General features: G+C 72.4%; 24 protein-coding genes. 15 read left to right on the top strand and 9 right to left on the bottom strand.

Going from position 1 to position 18,697, the window contains the following annotated elements:
• Positions 1-57 precede the first annotated feature (57 nt).
• The gene (locus tag GWK15_RS21790) at positions 58-1,038 is read left to right on the top strand and encodes a Bug family tripartite tricarboxylate transporter substrate binding protein (RefSeq protein WP_168043509.1); all 981 of its coding nucleotides are present in this window, start codon (positions 58-60) and stop codon (positions 1,036-1,038) included.
• On the opposite strand, the gene GWK15_RS21785 is transcribed toward GWK15_RS21790, so the two are convergent.
• Positions 1,039-1,671: a glutathione S-transferase family protein gene (locus GWK15_RS21785; protein WP_168043508.1), complete on the bottom strand. Its 633-nt coding sequence runs from the start codon at positions 1,669-1,671 to the stop codon at positions 1,039-1,041. It abuts the gene before it with no gap.
• A 58-nt stretch (positions 1,672-1,729) separates the two neighbouring features.
• Between GWK15_RS21785 and GWK15_RS21780 the strand changes: the two genes are divergently transcribed.
• The 8 genes from GWK15_RS21780 (at position 1,730) to rho (ending at position 8,696) form a co-directional block, all read left to right on the top strand.
• Entirely contained in the window at positions 1,730-2,161 is a 432-nt protein-coding gene (locus GWK15_RS21780; RefSeq protein ID WP_168043507.1) for a PaaI family thioesterase, read from the top strand.
• A gap of 41 nt (positions 2,162-2,202) precedes the next feature.
• A complete protein-coding gene (locus tag GWK15_RS21775) occupies positions 2,203-3,405 on the top strand; it encodes an acetyl-CoA C-acyltransferase (RefSeq protein ID WP_168043506.1) in 1,203 nt (400 codons plus the stop codon).
• A gap of 7 nt (positions 3,406-3,412) precedes the next feature.
• Entirely contained in the window at positions 3,413-4,198 is a 786-nt protein-coding gene (locus GWK15_RS21770) for a DUF2272 domain-containing protein (protein WP_168043505.1), read from the top strand.
• A complete protein-coding gene (locus GWK15_RS21765; RefSeq protein ID WP_168043504.1) occupies positions 4,195-5,307 on the top strand; it encodes an oxidoreductase in 1,113 nt (370 codons plus the stop codon). The genes GWK15_RS21770 and GWK15_RS21765 overlap by 4 nt, the downstream gene beginning before the upstream one ends.
• A gap of 127 nt (positions 5,308-5,434) precedes the next feature.
• Positions 5,435-6,373, top strand: coding sequence for a Bug family tripartite tricarboxylate transporter substrate binding protein (locus tag GWK15_RS21760; protein WP_168043503.1), 939 nt, complete (start codon positions 5,435-5,437; stop codon positions 6,371-6,373).
• A 63-nt stretch (positions 6,374-6,436) separates the two neighbouring features.
• Complete coding sequence (locus GWK15_RS21755) at positions 6,437-6,730, top strand: DUF1330 domain-containing protein (protein ID WP_168043502.1); 294 nt, start codon at positions 6,437-6,439, stop codon at positions 6,728-6,730.
• The gene (hemJ, locus tag GWK15_RS21750) at positions 6,727-7,179 is read left to right on the top strand and encodes a protoporphyrinogen oxidase HemJ (protein WP_168043501.1); all 453 of its coding nucleotides are present in this window, start codon (positions 6,727-6,729) and stop codon (positions 7,177-7,179) included. Before GWK15_RS21755 ends, hemJ begins: the two co-directional genes overlap by 4 nt.
• A 242-nt stretch (positions 7,180-7,421) precedes the next feature.
• A complete protein-coding gene (gene rho, locus GWK15_RS21745; protein WP_168043500.1) occupies positions 7,422-8,696 on the top strand; it encodes a transcription termination factor Rho in 1,275 nt (424 codons plus the stop codon).
• A 240-nt stretch (positions 8,697-8,936) separates the two neighbouring features.
• Here rho and GWK15_RS21740 read toward each other — a convergent pair whose 3' ends face one another.
• Positions 8,937-9,161, bottom strand: coding sequence for a hypothetical protein (locus GWK15_RS21740; protein WP_168043499.1), 225 nt, complete (start codon positions 9,159-9,161; stop codon positions 8,937-8,939).
• 86 nt (positions 9,162-9,247) lie between these two features.
• Between GWK15_RS21740 and GWK15_RS21735 the strand changes: the two genes are divergently transcribed.
• Complete coding sequence (locus GWK15_RS21735; protein WP_168043498.1) at positions 9,248-9,904, top strand: TetR/AcrR family transcriptional regulator; 657 nt, start codon at positions 9,248-9,250, stop codon at positions 9,902-9,904.
• Here the strand turns inward: GWK15_RS21735 and GWK15_RS21730 are convergent.
• The gene (locus tag GWK15_RS21730) at positions 9,867-10,262 is read right to left on the bottom strand and encodes a hypothetical protein (protein ID WP_168043497.1); all 396 of its coding nucleotides are present in this window, start codon (positions 10,260-10,262) and stop codon (positions 9,867-9,869) included. The genes GWK15_RS21735 and GWK15_RS21730 overlap by 38 nt on opposite strands.
• On the opposite strand from GWK15_RS21730, the gene GWK15_RS21725 reads away from it, so the two are divergent.
• On the top strand, positions 10,261-10,815 hold the full coding sequence (locus tag GWK15_RS21725) for an HD domain-containing protein (RefSeq protein WP_168043496.1): 555 nt from the start codon (positions 10,261-10,263) through the stop codon (positions 10,813-10,815). The two genes, GWK15_RS21730 and GWK15_RS21725, sit on opposite strands and share 2 nt — an antisense overlap.
• 197 nt (positions 10,816-11,012) lie before the next feature.
• The gene (locus GWK15_RS21720) at positions 11,013-11,285 is read left to right on the top strand and encodes a hypothetical protein (protein ID WP_168043495.1); all 273 of its coding nucleotides are present in this window, start codon (positions 11,013-11,015) and stop codon (positions 11,283-11,285) included.
• A gap of 4 nt (positions 11,286-11,289) precedes the next feature.
• Here the strand turns inward: GWK15_RS21720 and GWK15_RS21715 are convergent, their stop codons facing one another.
• Positions 11,290-11,685, bottom strand: coding sequence for a hypothetical protein (locus tag GWK15_RS21715; RefSeq protein WP_168043494.1), 396 nt, complete (start codon positions 11,683-11,685; stop codon positions 11,290-11,292).
• 124 nt (positions 11,686-11,809) lie between these two features.
• Here GWK15_RS21715 and GWK15_RS21710 point away from each other — a divergent pair, with 124 nt between their 5' ends.
• Together GWK15_RS21710 and GWK15_RS26625 are read left to right on the top strand one after the other, a co-directional pair.
• Positions 11,810-12,778 carry a tripartite tricarboxylate transporter substrate binding protein gene (locus GWK15_RS21710; protein ID WP_168043493.1) on the top strand — a complete coding sequence of 323 codons (969 nt, stop codon included), beginning with the start codon at positions 11,810-11,812 and terminating at the stop codon, positions 12,776-12,778.
• Positions 12,775-13,548, top strand: coding sequence for a GNAT family N-acetyltransferase (locus GWK15_RS26625; protein WP_168043492.1), 774 nt, complete (start codon positions 12,775-12,777; stop codon positions 13,546-13,548). The genes GWK15_RS21710 and GWK15_RS26625 overlap by 4 nt, the downstream gene beginning before the upstream one ends.
• Before the next feature lie 96 nt (positions 13,549-13,644).
• Here GWK15_RS26625 and GWK15_RS21700 read toward each other — a convergent pair whose 3' ends face one another.
• From GWK15_RS21700 to rfaD, 5 genes are all read right to left on the bottom strand, one after another.
• Positions 13,645-14,637 (bottom strand): hypothetical protein, encoded by a 993-nt coding sequence (locus tag GWK15_RS21700; protein ID WP_168043491.1) that lies wholly within the window; start codon positions 14,635-14,637, stop codon positions 13,645-13,647.
• Between the two features lie 100 nt (positions 14,638-14,737).
• Entirely contained in the window at positions 14,738-15,511 is a 774-nt protein-coding gene (gene pgeF, locus GWK15_RS21695) for a peptidoglycan editing factor PgeF (RefSeq protein WP_168043490.1), read from the bottom strand.
• On the bottom strand, positions 15,511-16,527 hold the full coding sequence (locus tag GWK15_RS21690) for a class I SAM-dependent methyltransferase (RefSeq protein ID WP_168043489.1): 1,017 nt from the start codon (positions 16,525-16,527) through the stop codon (positions 15,511-15,513). Before GWK15_RS21690 ends, pgeF begins: the two co-directional genes overlap by 1 nt.
• The gene (gene lgt / locus GWK15_RS21685) at positions 16,514-17,317 is read right to left on the bottom strand and encodes a prolipoprotein diacylglyceryl transferase (protein WP_168043488.1); all 804 of its coding nucleotides are present in this window, start codon (positions 17,315-17,317) and stop codon (positions 16,514-16,516) included. The genes GWK15_RS21690 and lgt overlap by 14 nt, the downstream gene beginning before the upstream one ends.
• The gene (rfaD, locus tag GWK15_RS21680; protein WP_168043487.1) at positions 17,317-18,300 is read right to left on the bottom strand and encodes an ADP-glyceromanno-heptose 6-epimerase; all 984 of its coding nucleotides are present in this window, start codon (positions 18,298-18,300) and stop codon (positions 17,317-17,319) included. The genes lgt and rfaD overlap by 1 nt, the downstream gene beginning before the upstream one ends.
• Before the next feature lie 98 nt (positions 18,301-18,398).
• On the opposite strand from rfaD, the gene GWK15_RS21675 reads away from it, so the two are divergent.
• On the top strand, positions 18,399-18,689 hold the full coding sequence (locus GWK15_RS21675) for an accessory factor UbiK family protein (RefSeq protein WP_168043486.1): 291 nt from the start codon (positions 18,399-18,401) through the stop codon (positions 18,687-18,689).
• Positions 18,690-18,697: the final 8 nt, after the last annotated feature.

Below are 18,697 nucleotides of genomic sequence, written 5' to 3'. Positions count from 1 at the left end.
CCTGCCCATGACCGAACCCGCCACCGGCGGTCCGGCATCCTGCCAGGAGACTCCGTCATGACGCTGATCCATCGCCGCGCCCTGCTCGCCGCGACGCTCGCCGCCCCGGCGCTGCGCAGCGCCACCGCCCAGGGCGCCTGGCCCACGCGGCCGGTCACGATGGTCAATCCCTGGCCGGCGGGCGGGTCGTCCGACACCATGACGCGGCTCTTCGCGCAGCGCTTCACCCAGGTCTTCGGCCAGCAATTCGTGGTGGAGAACCGCGCCGGCGCCTCGGGCACGATCGGGCACAACTTCGTCGCGCAGCAGCGGCCCGACGGCTATGTGCTGCTATCGGCGACGAACAGCACCTATGCCATCGCGCCGCACCTGATCACGCCGCTGCCCTACGACAATCGCGCCGCCTTCACCGGCATCAGCCTGATGGCGCGCACCGCGCAGGCGGTCTGCGTGCACCCCTCCGTGCCGGTCACGACGATCCAGGAATTCCTCGCCTATGTCCGCGCTCGGCCGGGGCAGATCAACTTCTCCTCGGCCGGCATCGGCGCCACCAGCCACCTCGCGACCGAGCTGCTGATGGCCGCGGCGGGGCTCGACATGGTGCACGTGCCCTATCGCGGCGGCGCGCCCTCGGCCCAGGCGGTGCTGGCCGGCGAGACCAAGATGTCCTTCATCGACGCCATCACCGCGCTGCCGCATCGCCAGGCCGGCACGCTCAAGATGCTCGCGGTCAGCACGGCGCGGCGCACGCCGCTCGCGCCCGATGTGCCGACGCTGCAGGAAGCCGGCGTCGCCGGCTTCGAGTCCTCGACCGACATGGCGCTGATGGCCCCGGCCAACCTGCCGGCCCCGATCGTCGCGCGCCTGACCGAGGCGGTGCAGGCCGCCGTCGCCGATCCCGGCTTCCGCGCGCAGATCGTCGCCCAGGGCGCCGACCCGGTCGGCGGCACGCCCGCGGAATTCGGCCCCTACTGGACCGCCGAGTTCGACAAATGGGGCACGCTGATCCGCGCCCGCGGCATCCGCATCCAGAACTGATCAGCGCAGGGGCGGCGCCGCGCTGCCCATGCCCGCCGGCGGCACGGTCCGCGCCACCGCGGGCCGCGCCTGCGCCGCGTCGAACAGCGCGGCGAGTGCGGGGCGTCCCTGCCGCCAGGCGAAGGCCGTGTGCCGCCGCTCGCAATACCCCAGCAGCGAGACCAGCGCGAACCAGCCCGCATCCCGCGCCGCATAGCCGCCGCGCGCCGCCTCCTGCTCCAGCGCATCGGCCACGCGCACGGCGCGCAGCGCCTCGAGCGCGATGACGCCCGGCGATCGCTCATGCTCAGGCCGCCGCAGTTCCCGGTTCCACACCGCGATGCCGTCCATCGCGCCGAGCACGCGCCCATAGGCCGCGAGCGCCCGCGGGTTCTCCGGCCCCGGCAGCAGCCGCCGCGCCGGCTCGACCAGGCTGTCCAGCATCATCAGCACCGGCGTCGTCTCGGTGATCGCCGTCCCGTCGTCGAGCACCAGCGTCGGCACCCGCCCCACGGGGTTGAACGGCAGCAGGACCGAGGAAGGATCGCGCAGCGTCGCCTCCTCGGCCGCGACGCGATCCTCGAGCCCGAGTTCGATCACCGCCATCCGGGCGATGCGGGCATAGGGCGAGCCGGGCGAATGGAAGAGCTTCATGCGGGGGACGCTACCACCCCCCGTTGACGGCGCCAGCCCGGCGCGCGAAGCCAGGGCCATGACGCACGCCCCCGCCCCCTTCGACCCCGCCGCCCATGGCTGGAAGATCCTGCATTGGCACGAGGACGGCTTCCCCACCCTCGTCGGCCCCTTCTGGTCGAAGAAGGACGGGGATGGCTGGGTCTACGGCTTGGTCGCCGAACCGCGCCACGGCAACGCGCATGGCATCATCCATGGCGGCATGCTGGTGACCTTCCTCGACCAGATCCTCGGCGTGACCTGCTGGACGGCCGCGAACAAGGCCCCGGTCGTGACCATCCAGCTCAACACGCATTTCGTCTCCGGCGCCAAGGCAGGCGAGTTCCTCGAAGCCCGGGCCGAGGCGGTGCGCGCCACGCGCTCGATGGTCTTCGTGCGCGGCCAGCTCACGGTGGGCGAGCGGATCGTCGCGACCGCGGACGGGGTCTGGAAGCGGCTGGGCGCGTCCTGAGGGCTCGGCTACCCTTCGGCCACGCCAAGGGAGGAAGCGCCATGCGAAGCGCCGTCATCGTCTCCACCGCCCGCACGCCGATCGGCCGCGCCTATCGCGGCGCCTTCAACGACACCAACGCGCAGACCCTGGGCGGCCATGCCGTCCGCGCCGCGGTGGAACGTGCCCGCCTCGACCCCAGGGAGGTCGAGGACGTCATCATGGGCGCCGCCCTGCAGCAGGGCTGCCAGGGATCCAATGTCGGCCGCCAGGTCGCGCTTGCCGCGGGCCTGCCGGACACCGTGCCGGGCATGAGCCTCGACCGGCAATGCTCCTCCGGCCTCATGGCCATCGCCACCGCGGCGAAGCAGATCCTGCATGACGGCATGCAGGTCGCGGTCGGCGGCGGGCTCGAATCCATCTCCCTCGTGCAGAACGACAAGGCCAACTGGTTCCGCCGCGCCGACCCCTCGCTGATGGAGCGCGTCCCGGCGCTCTACATGTCGATGCTCGAGACCGCCGAGATCGTCGCCGACCGCTACGGCGTGCCCCGCGACGCGCAGGACGAATACGCCTTCGGCAGCCAGCAGCGCACCGCCGCAGCCCAGGCCCGCGGCGCCTTCGACGACGAGATCGTCCCGCTGCCCTCCGTCATGAAGCTGGTCAACAAGGAGACCAACGAGGTCCTCGACGTCCCGACCACGCTGAAGAAGGACGAGGGCAACCGCGCCGACACGACGCTCGAAGGCCTGCAGTCCCTCAAGCCGGTCTTCAAGGACGGCATGGTGGTCAAGCAGGGGAAGTTCATCACCGCGGGCAATGCGAGCCAGCTCTCCGACGGCGCCTCCGCCGCCGTGCTGATGGAGGAGAAGGAGGCGTCGAAGCGCGGCCTGCATCCCTTGGGCGTCTATCGCGGCATGGCGGTCGCGGGCTGCGATCCTGGGGAGATGGGCATCGGCCCCGTCTTCGCCGTGCCGAAGCTGCTCGCGCAGCACGGGCTCAAGATCGACGACATCGGCCTGTGGGAGCTGAACGAGGCCTTCGCCTGCCAGGTCCTCTACTGCCGCGACCGCCTCGGCATCCCGCAGGAACGGCTGAACGTCGATGGCGGCGCGATCTCGATCGGTCATCCCTACGGCATGTCGGGCGCGCGCATGGCCGGCCATGCGCTGATCGAGGGCAAGCGCCGCGGCGCGAAATACGTGGTGGTGACGATGTGCGTCGGCGGCGGCCAGGGCGCCGCGGGCCTCTTCGAGGTCGCCTGAACCTGCGATGCGGCGCGCCGTCCTCCTCCTCGGCGCGCTGCTCGCCGCCTGTGCCGCGCCGCCGCCGCCGGAGCCGCCGCTCTCCTACCCGCCCTCGGCGCGCGAGCGCATGCTGCGCATCGCCGCCGCGGAATGGGCGGATTGGGGCCGCCAGACCTCCGAGGCGCCGGCCGGCACGGAATCCGAATCCGACCCGCGCAACTTCCCCCGCGTGCTCGCCTATTGGCAGGCGGTGCCGGAGGGCAGCGGCCCCATCGCGCGCAACCGCGCGCTGTTCCGCGACGGCAGCCCGGACCTCTGGCGGGAGCCCGCCTGGTCGGCCGCCTTCGTCTCCTACGTCATGCGCGGCGCGGGCATCGGCGCGCGGGAATTCCCGCCCTCGGCCGCGCATGCCTTCTACCTCGATGCGCTGATCGCCGATGCGCAGCGCTTCCCCGCGACCGCGCCCTTCCTGCCCTATGAGGTCGCGGAGCGCGCGCCGCGCGTCGGCGACCTCGTCTGCGCCGACCGCTCCGCCGCGCCGCTCGCCTCCTGGCGCGACCGCGCCGCCGAAGCCGGCCGCTTCCGCCCAATGCATTGCGACATCGTGGTGCGCGTCACGGCGGGCGCGGTGGAGGCGATCGGCGGCAATGTCCGCGATGCGGTGACGCTGTCCCGCTTCGCCACCGACCCGTCCGGCCGCCTTCTTCCACGCGGCCCCGGGCAACCCACATGGTTCGCCGTCCTCGAGAACCGGCTGGGGCGCCTGCCCCCATGGTTCTCTCCATCCCGAAATGAGGGTCCCACCTCGTGACCGATCTCTTCTCGCCCCTGACGCTGCGCGGCGTCACGCTCAAGAACCGCATCGGCGTGTCGCCGATGTGCATGTACTCCTGCCGCGACGACGGCCTGCCGACCGACTGGCACCTCGCGCACCTGGTCTCGCGCTCGGTCGGCGGCGCCGGGCTGATCATCACCGAGGCCTCGGCCGTCGTGCCCGAAGGCCGCATCACGCCGGCCGATGTCGGCATCTGGTCCGATGCGCACATCGCCCCGCATGCGCGCATCGTCGATGCCATCCACGCCACAGGCGGCGTCGCCGGCATCCAGATCGCCCATGCCGGCCGCAAGGCGTCGCGCCAGCCGCCCTGGGGCGTCGGCGCGGCCGATCCGTCCTGGGTCTGCCAGGCACCCTCCGCCGAAGCCTTCGAGGGCTTCGCCGTCCCCCATGCGATGACCGAGGCCGAGATCGGCGCGACCCTCGCCGCCTTCGTCGAGGCCGCGAAGCGTTCGGTGAAGGCGGGCTACCGCTTCATCGAGCTGCACGGCGCGCACGGCTACCTGGTCCACCAGTTCCTCAGCCCGATCTCCAACCGCCGCAACGATTCCTGGGGCGGCGACTTCGAGGGCCGCACCCGCTTCGCGCGGGAGATGGCCGCCGCCGTCCGCGCCGCGATCCCGTCCGACATCGCGCTTGGCCTGCGCATCTCCCACACCGACTGGGTCGAGGGCGGCTGGACGACGGAGGAGAGCGTCGAACTGTCCCGTCGCGTGAAGGCGCTCGGCGTCGACCTGCTCGACGTCTCCTCGGGCGGCCTCGATGCCGGGCAGAAGATCCCGATGGGGCCGGGCTACCAGGTGCCGGGCGCGGAAGCCGTGAAGCGCGGCGCGGACATGCCGGTCGCGGCCGTAGGCCTGATCACCGAGCCGAAGCAGGCGCAGCAGATCCTCGCGGACGGCAAGGCCGACCTGATCCTGCTGGCGCGCGCGGTGCTGCGCGAACCCTACTGGCCGATGCGCGCGGCGGCCGAGCTCGGCCGCGTCGACGCGCTGCACATCCCGCCGCAATACGACCGCGGCTGGAACACGCTCGGCAAGTGGACGATGGACCGCAGCATCGCGGCCCCGATGAAGACGCTCTGACGCAGCGCCGCGGAGAGGGGCGCCGCCCCTCTCCGCACCTCTCCCCGCCAAGGGCCGAAAGGCCCTTGGGACCCGGGACCGGGGCGCCTAGTCTCGCGGCGGAAACGAGACCGCCGGGAGGAACACCATGGTCCGCACGATTGCTGCCGCGCTCTGCCTGCTCGCCTCCGTGGCGACGGCGCAGGAAGCCTACCCGAGCCGGACCATCACCCTCATCGCCGCCTATCCGCCCGGCGGGAACACCGACCTGATGGCGCGCGCGATCCAGCCGGAACTCAGCCGCGCGCTGGGGCAGACCGTGGTGGTGGTGAACCGCGGCGGGGCGGCCGGGACCATCGGCAGCGCCGAGCTCGCCCGCGCCCGACCCGACGGCTACACGATCGGCATCACGCCCAACAACCCGATCACGGCGCAGCCGCACGCCATCCCGCTCACCTATTCGCTCGACAGCTTCCGCTTCCTCTGCCGCGTCTACGACAATCCGCAGGTCGTCATCCTCGGCCGCAATGCGCCCTTCCAGGACCTCCAGGGCATGATCGCGCATGGCCGCAGTGCGCGCGAAGCCCTGGTCTACGGCGCGCCCGGCAGCGCCAGCACGCAGCACATCCTCATGGCTGCGCTGCTCAAGCGTGCCGGCGTCGAGGGGCTGATGGTCTCCTTCACCGGCGCGGGGCCGATGAGCCAGGCGGCCCTCGGCGGGCAGATCATGGCCTTCATCGAGGCCTCCTCCATCCCGGCCTCGACCGGCCTCACGCCCATCGCCGTCGTCACGGCGCAGCGCCTGCCGCACCTGCCCGATGTGCCTACGGTCGGGGAACTCGGCTACCCCATCCAGGGCTCCTCCCATGGCGGGCTGATCGCCCCGGCCGGCATCCCCGACGCCGCGGCGGCGGCCATCGAACGCGCCTGCGAGACGGCGGTGGCCAGCGAAGGCTTCCGCACCACCGCCCAGCGCCTCGCCTCGGTCCCCGCCTTCCTGCCCGGCGATCGCTTCCGCGAAACCTTCGCAGCCGAAAGCGCGGCGAACCAGACGCTGCTGCGCGAGCTCGGCCTCGCCCGCCAGTAGCCCGTATTGCCGCGACGGGCCACCGCCCGCCATGCTGCGGCCCAGGCCCGAGAGGATACGCCCATGCCCGCCTATTTCCTGGTGAACATCAGCGTCCGCGACCCCGCGAAGTTCGAGCAGTACCGCCAGGCCGTGCCCGCGGTGATCGCGAAGTTCGGCGGGCGCTACATCGTGCGCGGCGGCGCGGTCGAGGTGATGGAAGGCGACCCCGGCCTCGAGCGCGTCGTCATCCTCGAATTCCCCGACGCCGCCGCGGCCCGCGCCTTCTACACGAGCGAGGAGTATGCCCCGCTGCTCGCCCTGCGCCTGTCGGCGGCCGACGGCAGCATGGCGCTGGTCGAGGGCCTGCCCGGGTGACGATCGACGCGCTCGCGCCCTGGTATGTCTGGATCAAGTCGGCGCACCTGATCGGCACCTTCGCCTGGATGGCGGGGCTGTTCTACCTGCCGCGACTGTTCGTCTACCACTGCCAGGTCGAGGTCGGCTCGGCGCAGTCCGAGCTGTTCAAGGTCATGGAACGCCGCCTGCTGCGCGCCATCATGAACCCGGCGATGATCTGGACCTGGACCTTCGGCACGCTGCTGGTCCTGACCCCCGGGGTGGTCGACTGGAAGGCGGGCTGGTGGCACGGGAAGATGCTCGGCCTGCTGACCATGACCTGGCTGCACCATGACCTAGGCCTCGCCCGCAAGGCCTTCGAGCGCGACGCCAACACCCGCAGCGAGCGCACCTGGCGCATCCTGAACGAGGTCCCGACCCTCGCCCTGATCCTCATCGTCGTGATGGTGATCGCGAAACCCTTCTGAGTTTCCCGGGATTCCGCGCCGAACCGCGCGGTTCCCGGTTGACGGGCGCCCCGCGCGTCCATAGGTTCCGGGTACTTCCCGCCCACGGTGCGGGCCATCGCGCCCCGCGCCGCCACTTCCCTCCTCCATTCGGGACATCGCCCCTCGCGCCCCCAGCGGCGCCGACCCGGGCGATCAGGCTCCTTCGGGGCCATCGGGAACGTCCCGGCCAATCCCCTGCTTCGGACCGCGTCCAGGACCCCATGCATCTTTCCGAACTCAAGGCCAAAAGCCCCGCCGACCTCCTCGCCTTCGCCGAGGAACTGAACATCGAGAACGCGTCCTCGCTCCGCAAGCAGGACATGATGTTCGCCATCCTCAAGACCCTGGCCGACAACGACCAGGCGATCTTCGGCGAAGGCACGCTCGAGATCCTGCCCGACGGCTTCGGCTACCTCCGCAGCCCGCAGGCGAACTTCCTCCCCGGCCCCGACGACATCTACATCTCGCCGGCCCAGGTGCGCCGCTTCGGCCTGCGCACCGGCGACACGGTCGAAGGCCAGATCCGCTCGCCCAAGGATGGCGAGCGCTACTTCGCGATGCTGAAGGTCAACAGCATCAACTTCGAGCCGCCGGAATCGCTCAAGCACCGCATCAACTTCGACAACCTCACGCCGCTCTATCCGAACCGCCGGCTGAAGATGGAGAACGCGGAGGTCGAGTCCGTGGGCAAGGGCCCCACCAAGGACAACACCCATCGCGTCATCGACCTGATCGCCCCGATCGGCATGGGCCAGCGCGCGCTGATCGTCGCCCCGCCGCGCACCGGCAAGACGGTGATGCTGCAGAACATCGCCAAGTCGATCACGGCGAACAATCCGGAAGTCTTCCTGATGGTGCTGCTCATCGACGAGCGACCCGAGGAAGTGACCGACATGGCCCGCACCGTCCGCGGCGAGGTCGTGGCCTCCACTTTCGACGAACCGGCCACCCGCCACGTGCAGGTGACCGAGATGGTGCTCGAGAAGGCCAAGCGCCTGGTCGAGCACAAGCGCGACGTGGTGATCCTGCTCGACTCCATCACCCGCCTCGGCCGCGCCTACAACTCGGTCGTGCCGTCCTCCGGCAAGGTGCTGACCGGCGGTGTCGACGCCAACGCCCTGCAGCGCCCCAAGCGCTTCTTCGGCGCCGCGCGCAACATCGAGGAAGGCGGGTCGCTGACCATCATCGCCACGGCGCTGATCGACACCGGCAGCCGCATGGACGAAGTCATCTTCGAGGAGTTCAAGGGCACCGGTAACAGCGAAATCGTGCTGGACCGCAAGCTCTCGGACAAGCGCACCTTCCCCGCGATCGACATCACCAAGTCCGGCACCCGCAAGGAGGAGCTGCTGGTGGATCGCGGCACGCTGTCGAAGATGTGGGTGCTACGCCGCATCCTGAACCCGATGGGCACACAGGACGCGATGGAATTCCTGATCGACAAGCTGAAGTACAGCAAGACGAACCAGGACTTCTTCGATGCGATGAACACCTGATCGGTGTTCACCGCATCGTCCTCGCCTTCCGCGCGCCTATGGCGCGACGCCATGAACACCTTATCGGTGTTCCAGGCATCCGCTTAGCCATCTGCGCGCCTGCGGCGCGACGCGATGAACACCTGATCGGTGTTCACCGCATCGTCCTCGCCGTCCGCGCGCCTGCGGCGCGACGCGATGAACACCTGATCGGTGTTCGCCCCCGGCCCGCATCACGCATGCGGGCCGGGCCAGCCGCCGTCAGGCGGTGCAGCGGCCGGCGATGAAGCCGCCGAACCAGCGGTGCGCCGCGGGGATCACGCCCCAGATCATGGCACCGACCATCTGCGGCACGATCAGCGCCGCGGTCTGCCAGGGCGCCAGCCGGGCCAGCACCGGCGACCACACGTACAGCAGCGCCGTCACTACGGCGTAGGCACCAGGGATCAGCACGAGCGCCAGCCGCGCCCTCTGGGCATTCGACATCGGGAGCCTCATCTAAACGGAACGGATCGTTTCGATTATCTATACGGCCAGTTCCGTTTCGTCAACTTGAATGCTAGACCGTATCCATGGCCAAGCCCCGCGCCTCCATCGGCAGCCACCGCAATCCGGAAAGCCACGCGGCCATCCTCGATGCCGCCGCCGCCCTGCTCGCCGAGCACGGATATGCCGGCGTGACCTTCGAGGCCGTCGCCCGTCGCGCCGGTGCCGGCAAGCCCACGCTCTACCGCTGGTGGCCGAACAAGGCCGCCCTTCTGATCGAGGTCTACGAGCGCGAGAAGGTGGCGATGGAAGCCGCGCGCCCCACCCTGCCCGACCCGCAGGAGGACTTCGCCGACCTGGTCCGCGCGGTGATGGATTTCTGGCGCGACTCCCCCGCCGGCCAAGCCTTCCGCAGCATCATCGCCGAGGCCCAGGCCGACCCTGCCGCCCTCGCCGCGCTGCGCGACGACTTCCTGCCCCGGACGCGGGAGGTCCCGCGCGCCATCCTCGCGCGCGCGGTGGCGGCGGGCCGCATCGCTCCGACGACCGACCTCGGCCTCATCATCGACCTGGTCTTCGGCTTCGCCTGGTACCGGCTGCTGACCCACCGGCTGACGCCGACGCAGGCCGAGATCCTCGGCGTGGTCGGCGCGGCCTTCGCCGCGGCGGCGCCCGGTGGCCCGCTCGCCTCCACCACCGCTCCGGTCAGCGCAGCGCCGCCGACGCCTCCTCCAGGGCGCTGATCGCCGCCGCCTCGTCGAGGCCCTCCAGCGCCTCGCGCGCCCGGGCCATCGCCGCCCGGGCCGCCGATGCGGGGGCGGACGACGCGAGCGGCTCGAGGGCCTCCTCGGCCCGCGCCATCCAGTTCTCCGCGGCCACCGCGCGCCGCATCGGCCGGTTCACCCCCTCGGCCTCGATGTCGTTGTCGCAATCGCCGCAGAGCATCGCGCGCGCCGACTCCAGCGCCTCCCGCGCCGCAGCGAGCCCCGGCGCCGGCGCCTGCGCGCCGAGCAGACCGCCCGCCCCCAGCGCCAGCAGCGCCCGCCGCGTGCGCGAGGCCGCTTGCCTCCCCGCCCCATTCCGTCGAAAGGACGATCCCATGCCGCCCGCCGAGACCTCCGCCGCCCGCATCCTCCAGGCCACGCTCTTCGCCGCCCGCGCCCATGCCGGCCAGGCGCGCAAGGGTGCCGCCGCCGAACCCTACGTGAACCACGTGATCGAGGTCGCCGCCATCCTCGCCGAGGCCGGCGCGCCCGAGGACGCCATCCTCGCCGGCCTGCTGCACGACACGGTCGAGGACACCGACGCGACCCACGCCGACCTCGTCGCCGCCTTCGGCGAGACGGTCGCGAACCTCGTCGCCGAGGCGACCGACGACAAGACCCTGCCCAAGGAGACGCGCAAGGCGCTGCAGGTCTCCCTCGCGCCCAAGAAGTCGGATGCGGCGAAGCAACTGAAGCTCGCCGACAAGATCTCGAACCTCCGGGCGATCGCCGACAGCCCGCCGGCCAATTGGAACCACGCGCGGCGCACGGAGTACGTTGGCTGGGCGGGCCGGGTCGCGGCGGGCTGCAAGGGCGTGAACCCCGCCCTCGACGCGCTGTTCGACGAAACCTACCGCGCCGCGCTCGCGCGCCTCGCGGACGACGTCTGACCGGTCGACGCGGCGCCGGCGCGCCACCGGCCACGCGCGTCCCGGGCCGCGCGTGGCTGCCGGCCGGCGCCAGATCCGCCGAACGGTCCCGGGCCTCCGTCACCGTCCGTCACGCGCCGCCGCCATCCCGCCATGCGCGCGCCGCCGCGCCGCCTTGCGCCGGGCGTCTCCTGTCCTCGCTGGAAGGAGATACCGCCATGCGCCGTTCGCTTCCCATCCTCGCCCTGGTCCTCGGCACCCTCGCCGCCACCCCGGCTCTCGCCTGGGACTATCACCGCCCGCCGCCCGTGCAGGGCTGGCGCCCCGCGCCCGCCTGGCAGCACGGCCACCACTACGGCTATGGCCGCGGCTACGCCTATGGCTACCGCCCCTACCGCCCGGCCCCCGCCTGGCGCGAGAGCTGGCACCGCCCGGCCCCGCCAGCGTGGCACCGCGGCGACCAGGCCTGGGGCTATGGCCGCCGCTGGTAGCCGGTCAGGCCTTGCGGGAGGCCGGCGCCTGGCGCGCCAGCAGCGGCTGGAGCGCGGCGCGGGCCTCCTCGTAGGACCCGCGGTCCAGGGCGACGCGCGCCGTCTCGAGCGCCTGCGTCGCCCGGCCCGCGCGCTCCCGCCCGGGACGGCGGAGGTTCGCCAGCATGGTCTCGGCGCGGCCGATCCGCTCGCGCGCCTCGGCCGGACGCCCGGCCGCGAGCGCCGCATCGGCGGCGGCGACATGGCCGCGGAACTGGGCCCGCAGGGCGCCCCGCCGCTGCTGGTCCTGTACCTCGCCCGCCGGCGCCGCGCCTTGCTGCGCCGCAGCAGGCTGGGCGGTCAGGATCCAGGCCAGGGCCAAAGCGGCGAGCGCCGCCGTGCCGGTGAATCGTGCTGCCATCTTCCGTCCCTCGCGATCTCGTGCGATCACCTCAGCAGCGCCGGGTGACGACCGTTTTTCAGGCGCGCAACGGATTGCAACGGATGGCCCCCGCAGCATGCGCGACGGGATCCAGGGTATGCGGATGATCGGAACGGGCGCTGCCGGACGGCGCGGCCTGCTTCTGGGCGCGCTCGCCCTGCCGGCGCTTGCCAGGCCCGCCCGCGCCTGGACGCCACCCGGGCCGGTGCGCGTCATCGTCCCCTTCGCCCCCGGCGGCACCAATGACGAGGTGATGCGCGTGCTGGCCGACTGCGCCGCCCGCCGCCTCGGCCAGCCGATCGAGGTCTACAACAAGCCCGGCCGTCCCGGCGTGCGGATGATCGCCGGCCTCGCCTCGGCGACGCCGGACGGTCTGGTCATCGCGCAGCTGCCGGCCGCCGCGATCCGCATCGCGCTGCTCGACCACCTGCCGCTCGACTTCCCGGGCGATCTCACGCCCATCCTCGGCGTGGCGGGCGGCGCCTTCGGGTCCATCGCCAAGAAGGATCGCTTCCCCGAGGGCTGGCGCGGCTTCATCGCCGAGGCGCGGGAGAAACCCGGCGTGCTCTCCTATGGCAGCGCCGGGGTGAACTCGAACGGCCACCTGACCATGGCGCGGCTGCTGCTGCGCGAACGTGTGCAGGTCGTGCACGTCCCCTTCCGGGGCGCAGCCCTCGGCGTCCGGGCCCTGGTCGCCGGCGATGTCGACGTCATGGCCGGGCCGGTCAGCATCGGCAGCGCGGTGACCGACGGGGATGCCGTCTGGCTCAACGTCTGGTCCGCCGAGCGCCTGCCCCGCTGGCCCGAGGCGCCGACGCTGCGCGAGCTCGGCTACCGCCTCACCGTCACCGCGCCCTTCGGCATCGTCGGCCCCGCAGCCCTCCCGGCCGAGATCACCGCCAGCCTGCACGACGCCTTCCGCGCCGCGATGCAGGACCAGGCCTTCCACGACGTGCTGTCCAGGAACGACATGACCGAAGACTACCGCGACGGCCCCAGCTACGGGGCCTTCCTCGCCCAGTCCGCCCGCATCGAGGAAATGCTCATCGGCCGTCTCGGCCTGCAGCCGTGACGCCTCCGGATATCCTCGCGCTCGAACGCGCGACGCTCAGCACCGTTCCCGCACCCCGCATCGCCTTCGACGGGCCCTTCGTCGTGCGCGCCTATGCCGGCGGCACGGGCCGCGCCAATGCGGCGTCCAGCCTCGACCCGTCGCCCGATCCGGACCTCGCAGCCCGCATCGCGCGGATCGAGGGATTCTACGCCGCCCTCGGCGTGCCGCCGCGCTTCCGCTCCACACCGCTAGACCCGCCGGGCCTCGCGGAGGCGCTCGCCGCGCGGGGCTATGTCGAGAAGGACGAGACGGTCATCCTGCTCGCCCCGATCGCCACGCTCGCCGCCCCCGACCTCGCCGCGCAGGCGCATCCAGAACCCGACGCGGACTGGATGGCGGTCACCGCGACCGCCGAGCACCAGAGCCCCGCACGCCGCCGCGAGAAGGAAGGCACCCCGGCGCTGCTGATGGTCCCCGGCGCCTGGATCACGCTGCGCGAGGCCGGGCAGCCGGCCGCCGTGATCTCGGCCGTCGCCGCCGGTCCGATCGCGGGCTTCTTCGACCTCGCCGTGCGTCCCGAGCATCGGCGCAAGGGCCTCGCTGCCCGCGCGGTGCGCGCCGCCGCGCATTGGGCCGCGGGTCTCGGCGCCGAATGGATGTTCTGCCAGGTGGCCAAGGCGAACATCGCCTCGATCGCGCTGAACACCGGCCTCGGCATGACCGAGGCCTATCGTTACCGCTACCTGGTCCGCGCCGCGGATGCCGTGCCCTCGCTGAAGTTCGGCTGAGGGCCCGAGCGGCGCCCGCGCGCCGGGCCCTCCGCGGACTTCGCCGGTGCAGGCAACCTTGCCCGGCCAGGCGGCGCGACCTGGCCGGGGCCGGCCCTATTCGGCCGCCTGCGCCTGCGGCGCCGGAAGCGCGCCGGGGTTCTGCGGCATGGCGAGCCCCTGGCCGGCCTGCGGGCCCGCCGGCCGCGGTGCCGCGCCGGGCTGGGTGGGGAAGCCCCCCGCGTTGGAGATCACCGTCCTGACGCCGCCCGCCGCCTCGTTCGCCGCGGCGAAGGCGACGTCGCCCCAGAAGCGTTCCAGCACCCCCTGCGGCACCTCGTTCAGCTGCAGCACGCGGCCGAGGTCCTCGCCATCCTGGCGCGACACGGTCCACAGGATCTCGATCCGCTGGGTGCGCGTGGCCGGCTGGTTCACGACGTCGACCTGGCCGGTCACCGCGAAGCGGGCGCCCTGGGTGGTCTCCTGCACGACCAGGCCCTGCTGGTTCAGCGCCTCGCGCAGCCGGGCCGTCAGCGCCATGTTGCCGTCGCCCGGCGCGCCGCGGACCATCGGGACATAGATGCGCGGCGGGCCGGCCACGGCGAGCGCCGCCGGGTCCATGCCCTTCCGCGCCGCCTCGGCGCGCAGCAGCAGGTCGGCCACGCGCGGCGCCGCGTCGCGCGCGACGCGAGTGAGGACATCGGCACTCGGCGCCGACCATTCGCGCGACGACACCCGCGCGCCCTCGGCGCTGCCCTGCCGCTGCCCGTCCGGGTCGGTCAGGGTGTAGCGCGGCACCACGGCAGTGCCATCGAGCCGCGCTTCCACCGTCAGCCGCCAGTCGAGCGGCAGCGGATCGGTCGCCGAGGCCGGGACCTCGTTGGCCAGCAGGGCGGTGGACAGCGCCTCGGCGAAGCCGTCGGCCTGCCGATCGGTCAGCATGGCGCCGGCGGGCCGGGGGATGGCGAGCCGATAGGCCGGCGGCGCGGCGAGCAGCCCGGCCTGCCCGCCCGGATTGCCGCGGAAGGGCTGCGGCAGGTCGCCGCAGGCGGCAAGGGCGACCAGCGCGAACGCGGCCAGCGCGGCGCGGATGGGATCAGACCAGCGCAAAGCAGGACACCAGCATGGTGAGCAGCATCAGCGCTCCGAACATCAGGATGTAGGGCATGGCGTCCTTATTGGCGGAGGACACTGGATTGACCAGGGGTGCTCACGGCGCGAGCGCGATGGCCGAGAGCTGGTGCCCGATCGGCCCGCCGCCCGCGAGGGTGTTCCGCCGATGGCTGAAGAAGTCCCCTTCCAGCGCCAGCGTGTCGTGCGGCGTGACCTCGACCCCGACGCCCGCCGCCGCGAGCCGCGCGGCGCAATAGCCCGCGAGGTCGAACTGCCACCGCCCCTCCCGCCGTCCGTCGGCGAAGAAGCGGGCATGGGCGGGGTCATGCGCCAGCACCGCGTCGCGCAGGTCCGCCGCGACCTCGTAGGAAGGCTGGCGGATGCAGGGCCCGACCGCGGTGACGATCGCCTCCCGCCGAGCGCCGAGGGCGAGCATCGCCGCGATCGTCGCCTCGAGCACGCCGCCCACCGCGCCGCGCCAGCCGGCATGGGCCGCGCCGATCACCCCCGCGGCGGGATCGGCGAAGAGCACCGGCGCGCAATCGGCGGTGACGATGCCGAGCGCCACCCCCGGCCGCCGCGTGACCATGGCATCCGCCTTCGGGCGGTCGTGGTCCGGCCAGGGCGTCTCGACCACCGCCACGTCCGGGCCGTGCACCTGGGTCAGCGCGGCGAGCGAACCGCCCGCGACACCCAGCGCATCGGCGGCGCGGCGCCGGTTCTCCCGTACCGCGTCGGGGTCGTCCTTGCCCGAAAGCGAGCAGTTCAGCGCCGCGAAGGGCCCGGCGGAGACACCGCCCCGGCGGGTGAAGAAGGCATGGGCCAGGCCGGACTGGGCGGCGAGGCTCTCGGCGGTGACGAACTGGGCCATCAGCCCTCCTCGAATCCCGGCAGCGTCGGCAGGCCGGCGTGGCAGAGGCAGATCGCCTTGAACAGCCGCCCCATATGCTCGGGCGCGGCCAACCGCTGCGCCGCCGCAAGATGGTGCGTCGCACGCTTGGGGTCCATCCGCGCGAGCATCGCCGCCCGGCTGAACAGCCCGAGCCGCCCGAGGAAGACCCCCTGCGGCAGCGGCCCCTGCACCTGCGCCCCCGCCGTACGGGCCGCCGCCGCGAAGGCCGCGAAGTCGACATGGGCCGTGACGTCGGCGGAACCGGGCTCGCCCAGCGGGTCGGCGGCGCCATGGCGCGCCATGGCCTGGAGGCTGTCGCCGAAGCCGCTCTCGGCCGGCCCGTAGTCGAGGAACAGCGCCGCCCCACCCTGCGCCGCGATCCGCGCGCCAAGCGCGGCGCCGAGCGCGCGCGCGGGTTCGCAGACCTCCTGGACCGCGCCCTCGGGCGCATCCTCGGGCAGGGCCGGCGCGGCATCGGCGGGCCCTTCGACGAAGGCGCCGGCCGCAACGAAGCGTTCCAGCCAGGCCCCGCCGCGGCGGACGAACTGGCGGATCGGCAGGGCGTCGAGGAATTCGTTGGCGATGACGATCGCCAGGCCCGGCGGCAGCGCGGCGATGTCGTCATGCCAGGCGGCGACCGTCCCGCCCAGCCGTTCGGCCTGGACAGCACGCAGCCGGGGCGAGGTCTCGACCAGATGGACCCGGGCCGCGGCGCGGAAGGGCGGCACCATCTCGCCCACCGCGCGCAGCGCATCGGCCATCAGCGTGCCGCGCCCAGGACCGAGTTCCACCAGCAGCACCGGATCGGGCCGCCCCATCGCCTCCCAGGCGATGGCCGCCCAGAGGCCGAGGCATTCCCCGAAGGCCTGGGTGATCTCGGGCGCCGTGGTGAAGTCGCCCCCGGCGCCGAAGGGCTCCCGCGCGGCGTAGTAGGCGGCGGCCGCCCGGCTCAGGAAACGATCGAGGCGCTCGGACGCCGCGTCAGCCTTCGACATGCCGCGCCCGGCCGCGGAGGATCAGCCAGGCGCCGATCAGGATCATCGGCAGCGACAGCAACTGCCCCATGGTCGCGCCCGCAAACAGGAAGCCGAGATGCGCGTCCGGCTGGCGGAAGAACTCGCCGGTGATGCGGGCCATGCCGTAGCCCGCGAGGAAGCTGCCCGACAGGATGCCCGGCCGCGCCCGCACCCATTCGCTGCGCGCGAGCCACATCAGCACGCTGAACAGCACGATGCCCTCGAGGAAGGCCTGGTAGAGCTGCGAGGGATGCCGCGGGTCCGGCCCGCCATTGGGGAAGACCATCCCCCAGGGCACGTCCGTCACGCGGCCCCAGAGCTCGCCATTGATGAAATTGGCCAGCCGCCCGAAGAACAGCCCGATCGGCACCACGCAGACGATGCGGTCGGCGAAGGCCACCCAGTCGATCGCGTTGCGCCGGGCGAACAGCCAGGTCGCGACGATCACGCCGAGCGCCCCGCCATGGAAGGACATCCCGCCATGCCACAGCGCGAGGGCCTCCCACGGCGCCGTGACGTAGTAGCCCGGCCGGTAGAACAGGACGTAGCCGAGCCGCCCGCCGAGGATGATGCCGAGCGTCGCCCAGGTGACGTAGTCGTCCACCTGCTCGGGCGTCGCGACCTTCGGCGTGCGCTGGACCAGCACCCGGGCGACCCGCCAGCCGAGGATGATGCCGGCGATGTAGGCCAGCGCATACCAGCGGATGGCGAAGGGCCCGATCTCGATCAGCGTCGGGTCGATGGCGGGGAAGGGAATGGCGAAGAACATCAGGCGAAGGGATCCTCGGCGTTCATCAGCACGTCCCGCACATAGGAACGCACCCCGTCCTCCAGCGTCGTGGGCGGCTGCGTGAAACCTGCCCCGCGCAGGCGGTCCATCCGCGCCTCGGTGAAGTACTGGTACTTGCCCTTGAGGTCGTCAGGCATGGGCACGAAGCGGATATCGGCGTTGCGCCCCAGCGCGGCGTAGATCGCCCGCGTCAGGTCGAGGAAGGTGCGCGCCTGGCCCGAGCCGATGTTGTACAGGCCGGACGCCTCGGGATGCGCCTCGAGCCACAGCATCGCCGCGACGCAGTCGCGCACATGGACGAAGTCGCGCTTCTGCTCACCGTCCGCGATGCCCTCGCGGTCCGAGGCGAACAGCGTCGCCGCCTCGCCCTTCATGATCTGGTTGAACTTGTGCAGCACCACCGAGGCCATGCGCCCCTTGTGGTGCTCGTTGGGCCCATAGACGTTGAAGAAGCGCAGCCCCGCCCAGCCCGGCGGCCGCTTCCGCCCCAACGCGAGCATCTGCGCCACCCGCCGGTCGAAGGCCAACTTCGACCAGCCATAGAGATTGAGCGGCCGCAGCCGCGCCAGCGCCTCGGCGCGCAGATCGTCCTCGAAGCCGAGTGCCCCGTCGCCATAGGTCGCCGCCGAGGAGGCATAGATGAAGGGCACCCCCGCATCCGCGCACCAGTCCCAGAGCATCTGCGGCAGGGCGAGGTTGGTCGCCGCGACCAGGTCCCCGTCCGTCTCGGTCGTCGCGCTGATCGCCCCCATGTGGAACAGCGCCCTGACCGGGGGCTTCTTCGCCAGGAAGGCGGGCAGGTCGTCCGGCGCCACGATGCCCGCGATGGGATGCTTGGCGAGGTTCCGCCACTTCAGGCCCTGGCGCAGCCGGTCGACGACCACCACCTCCTCCGCACGGGCGCAGAGCGCCGCGACGAGGTTGGACCCGATGAATCCGGCCCCGCCGGTGACGATGTGCATGGTCGATATTCCGCCCGGCAGACCTTGAGAGGGGGGCGCGGGCGGTATAGGCCCCGGTGGGACGGCCCCGCAAGGCGAGCGGCACGAAGGAGATGACCATGGTCGGCAATGGTGGCCGCGCGAAGTTCATGGACGACCTGGCGGGTGTAGCCGGGGGCGCCTTCTCGCTCCTCGCGGGCGTGCGGACCGAGGTCGAGGCGATGGCCAAGGCCCAGGCCGAGGCGATCGTCCGCCGGCTGGACCTCGTGAAGCGCGAGGAACTCGACGCCGCGATGGAGGTCGCCCGCCGCGCGCGCGAGCAGGCGGAGGCGCTGGAAGCCCGGCTCGCCGCGCTCGAACACCGGGTCTCCGAACTTGAGGCTGGCACGGACTCCTCACCCGAAACCTGAAGACCGGT

The organism is Neoroseomonas oryzicola (assembly GCF_012163135.1).
Classification (GTDB): Bacteria; Pseudomonadota; Alphaproteobacteria; order Acetobacterales; family Acetobacteraceae; genus Neoroseomonas; species Neoroseomonas oryzicola.
This window is presented reverse-complemented; position numbering and strand designations above follow the sequence as displayed.

What these genes read in the sequence shown, in the direction of transcription:
- GWK15_RS21790 (WP_168043509.1), top strand. Translation starts at nt 58, where the DNA reads ATGACGCTGATCCATCGCCGCGCCCTGCTCGCCGCGACGCTCGCCGCC.
- GWK15_RS21785 (WP_168043508.1), bottom strand. Translation starts at nt 1,671, where the DNA reads ATGAAGCTCTTCCATTCGCCCGGCTCGCCCTATGCCCGCATCGCCCGG.
- GWK15_RS21780 (WP_168043507.1), top strand. Translation starts at nt 1,730, where the DNA reads ATGACGCACGCCCCCGCCCCCTTCGACCCCGCCGCCCATGGCTGGAAG.
- GWK15_RS21775 (WP_168043506.1), top strand. Translation starts at nt 2,203, where the DNA reads ATGCGAAGCGCCGTCATCGTCTCCACCGCCCGCACGCCGATCGGCCGC.
- GWK15_RS21770 (WP_168043505.1), top strand. Translation starts at nt 3,413, where the DNA reads ATGCGGCGCGCCGTCCTCCTCCTCGGCGCGCTGCTCGCCGCCTGTGCC.
- GWK15_RS21760 (WP_168043503.1), top strand. Translation starts at nt 5,435, where the DNA reads ATGGTCCGCACGATTGCTGCCGCGCTCTGCCTGCTCGCCTCCGTGGCG.
- GWK15_RS21755 (WP_168043502.1), top strand. Translation starts at nt 6,437, where the DNA reads ATGCCCGCCTATTTCCTGGTGAACATCAGCGTCCGCGACCCCGCGAAG.
- rho (WP_168043500.1), top strand. Translation starts at nt 7,422, where the DNA reads ATGCATCTTTCCGAACTCAAGGCCAAAAGCCCCGCCGACCTCCTCGCC.
- GWK15_RS21740 (WP_168043499.1), bottom strand. Translation starts at nt 9,161, where the DNA reads ATGTCGAATGCCCAGAGGGCGCGGCTGGCGCTCGTGCTGATCCCTGGT.
- GWK15_RS21735 (WP_168043498.1), top strand. Translation starts at nt 9,248, where the DNA reads ATGGCCAAGCCCCGCGCCTCCATCGGCAGCCACCGCAATCCGGAAAGC.
- GWK15_RS21725 (WP_168043496.1), top strand. Translation starts at nt 10,261, where the DNA reads ATGCCGCCCGCCGAGACCTCCGCCGCCCGCATCCTCCAGGCCACGCTC.
- GWK15_RS21730 (WP_168043497.1), bottom strand. Translation starts at nt 10,262, where the DNA reads ATGGGATCGTCCTTTCGACGGAATGGGGCGGGGAGGCAAGCGGCCTCG.
- GWK15_RS21720 (WP_168043495.1), top strand. Translation starts at nt 11,013, where the DNA reads ATGCGCCGTTCGCTTCCCATCCTCGCCCTGGTCCTCGGCACCCTCGCC.
- GWK15_RS21715 (WP_168043494.1), bottom strand. Translation starts at nt 11,685, where the DNA reads ATGGCAGCACGATTCACCGGCACGGCGGCGCTCGCCGCTTTGGCCCTG.
- GWK15_RS21710 (WP_168043493.1), top strand. Translation starts at nt 11,810, where the DNA reads ATGATCGGAACGGGCGCTGCCGGACGGCGCGGCCTGCTTCTGGGCGCG.
- pgeF (WP_168043490.1), bottom strand. Translation starts at nt 15,511, where the DNA reads ATGGCCCAGTTCGTCACCGCCGAGAGCCTCGCCGCCCAGTCCGGCCTG.
- GWK15_RS21690 (WP_168043489.1), bottom strand. Translation starts at nt 16,527, where the DNA reads ATGTCGAAGGCTGACGCGGCGTCCGAGCGCCTCGATCGTTTCCTGAGC.
- lgt (WP_168043488.1), bottom strand. Translation starts at nt 17,317, where the DNA reads ATGTTCTTCGCCATTCCCTTCCCCGCCATCGACCCGACGCTGATCGAG.
- rfaD (WP_168043487.1), bottom strand. Translation starts at nt 18,300, where the DNA reads ATGCACATCGTCACCGGCGGGGCCGGATTCATCGGGTCCAACCTCGTC.
- GWK15_RS21675 (WP_168043486.1), top strand. Translation starts at nt 18,399, where the DNA reads ATGGTCGGCAATGGTGGCCGCGCGAAGTTCATGGACGACCTGGCGGGT.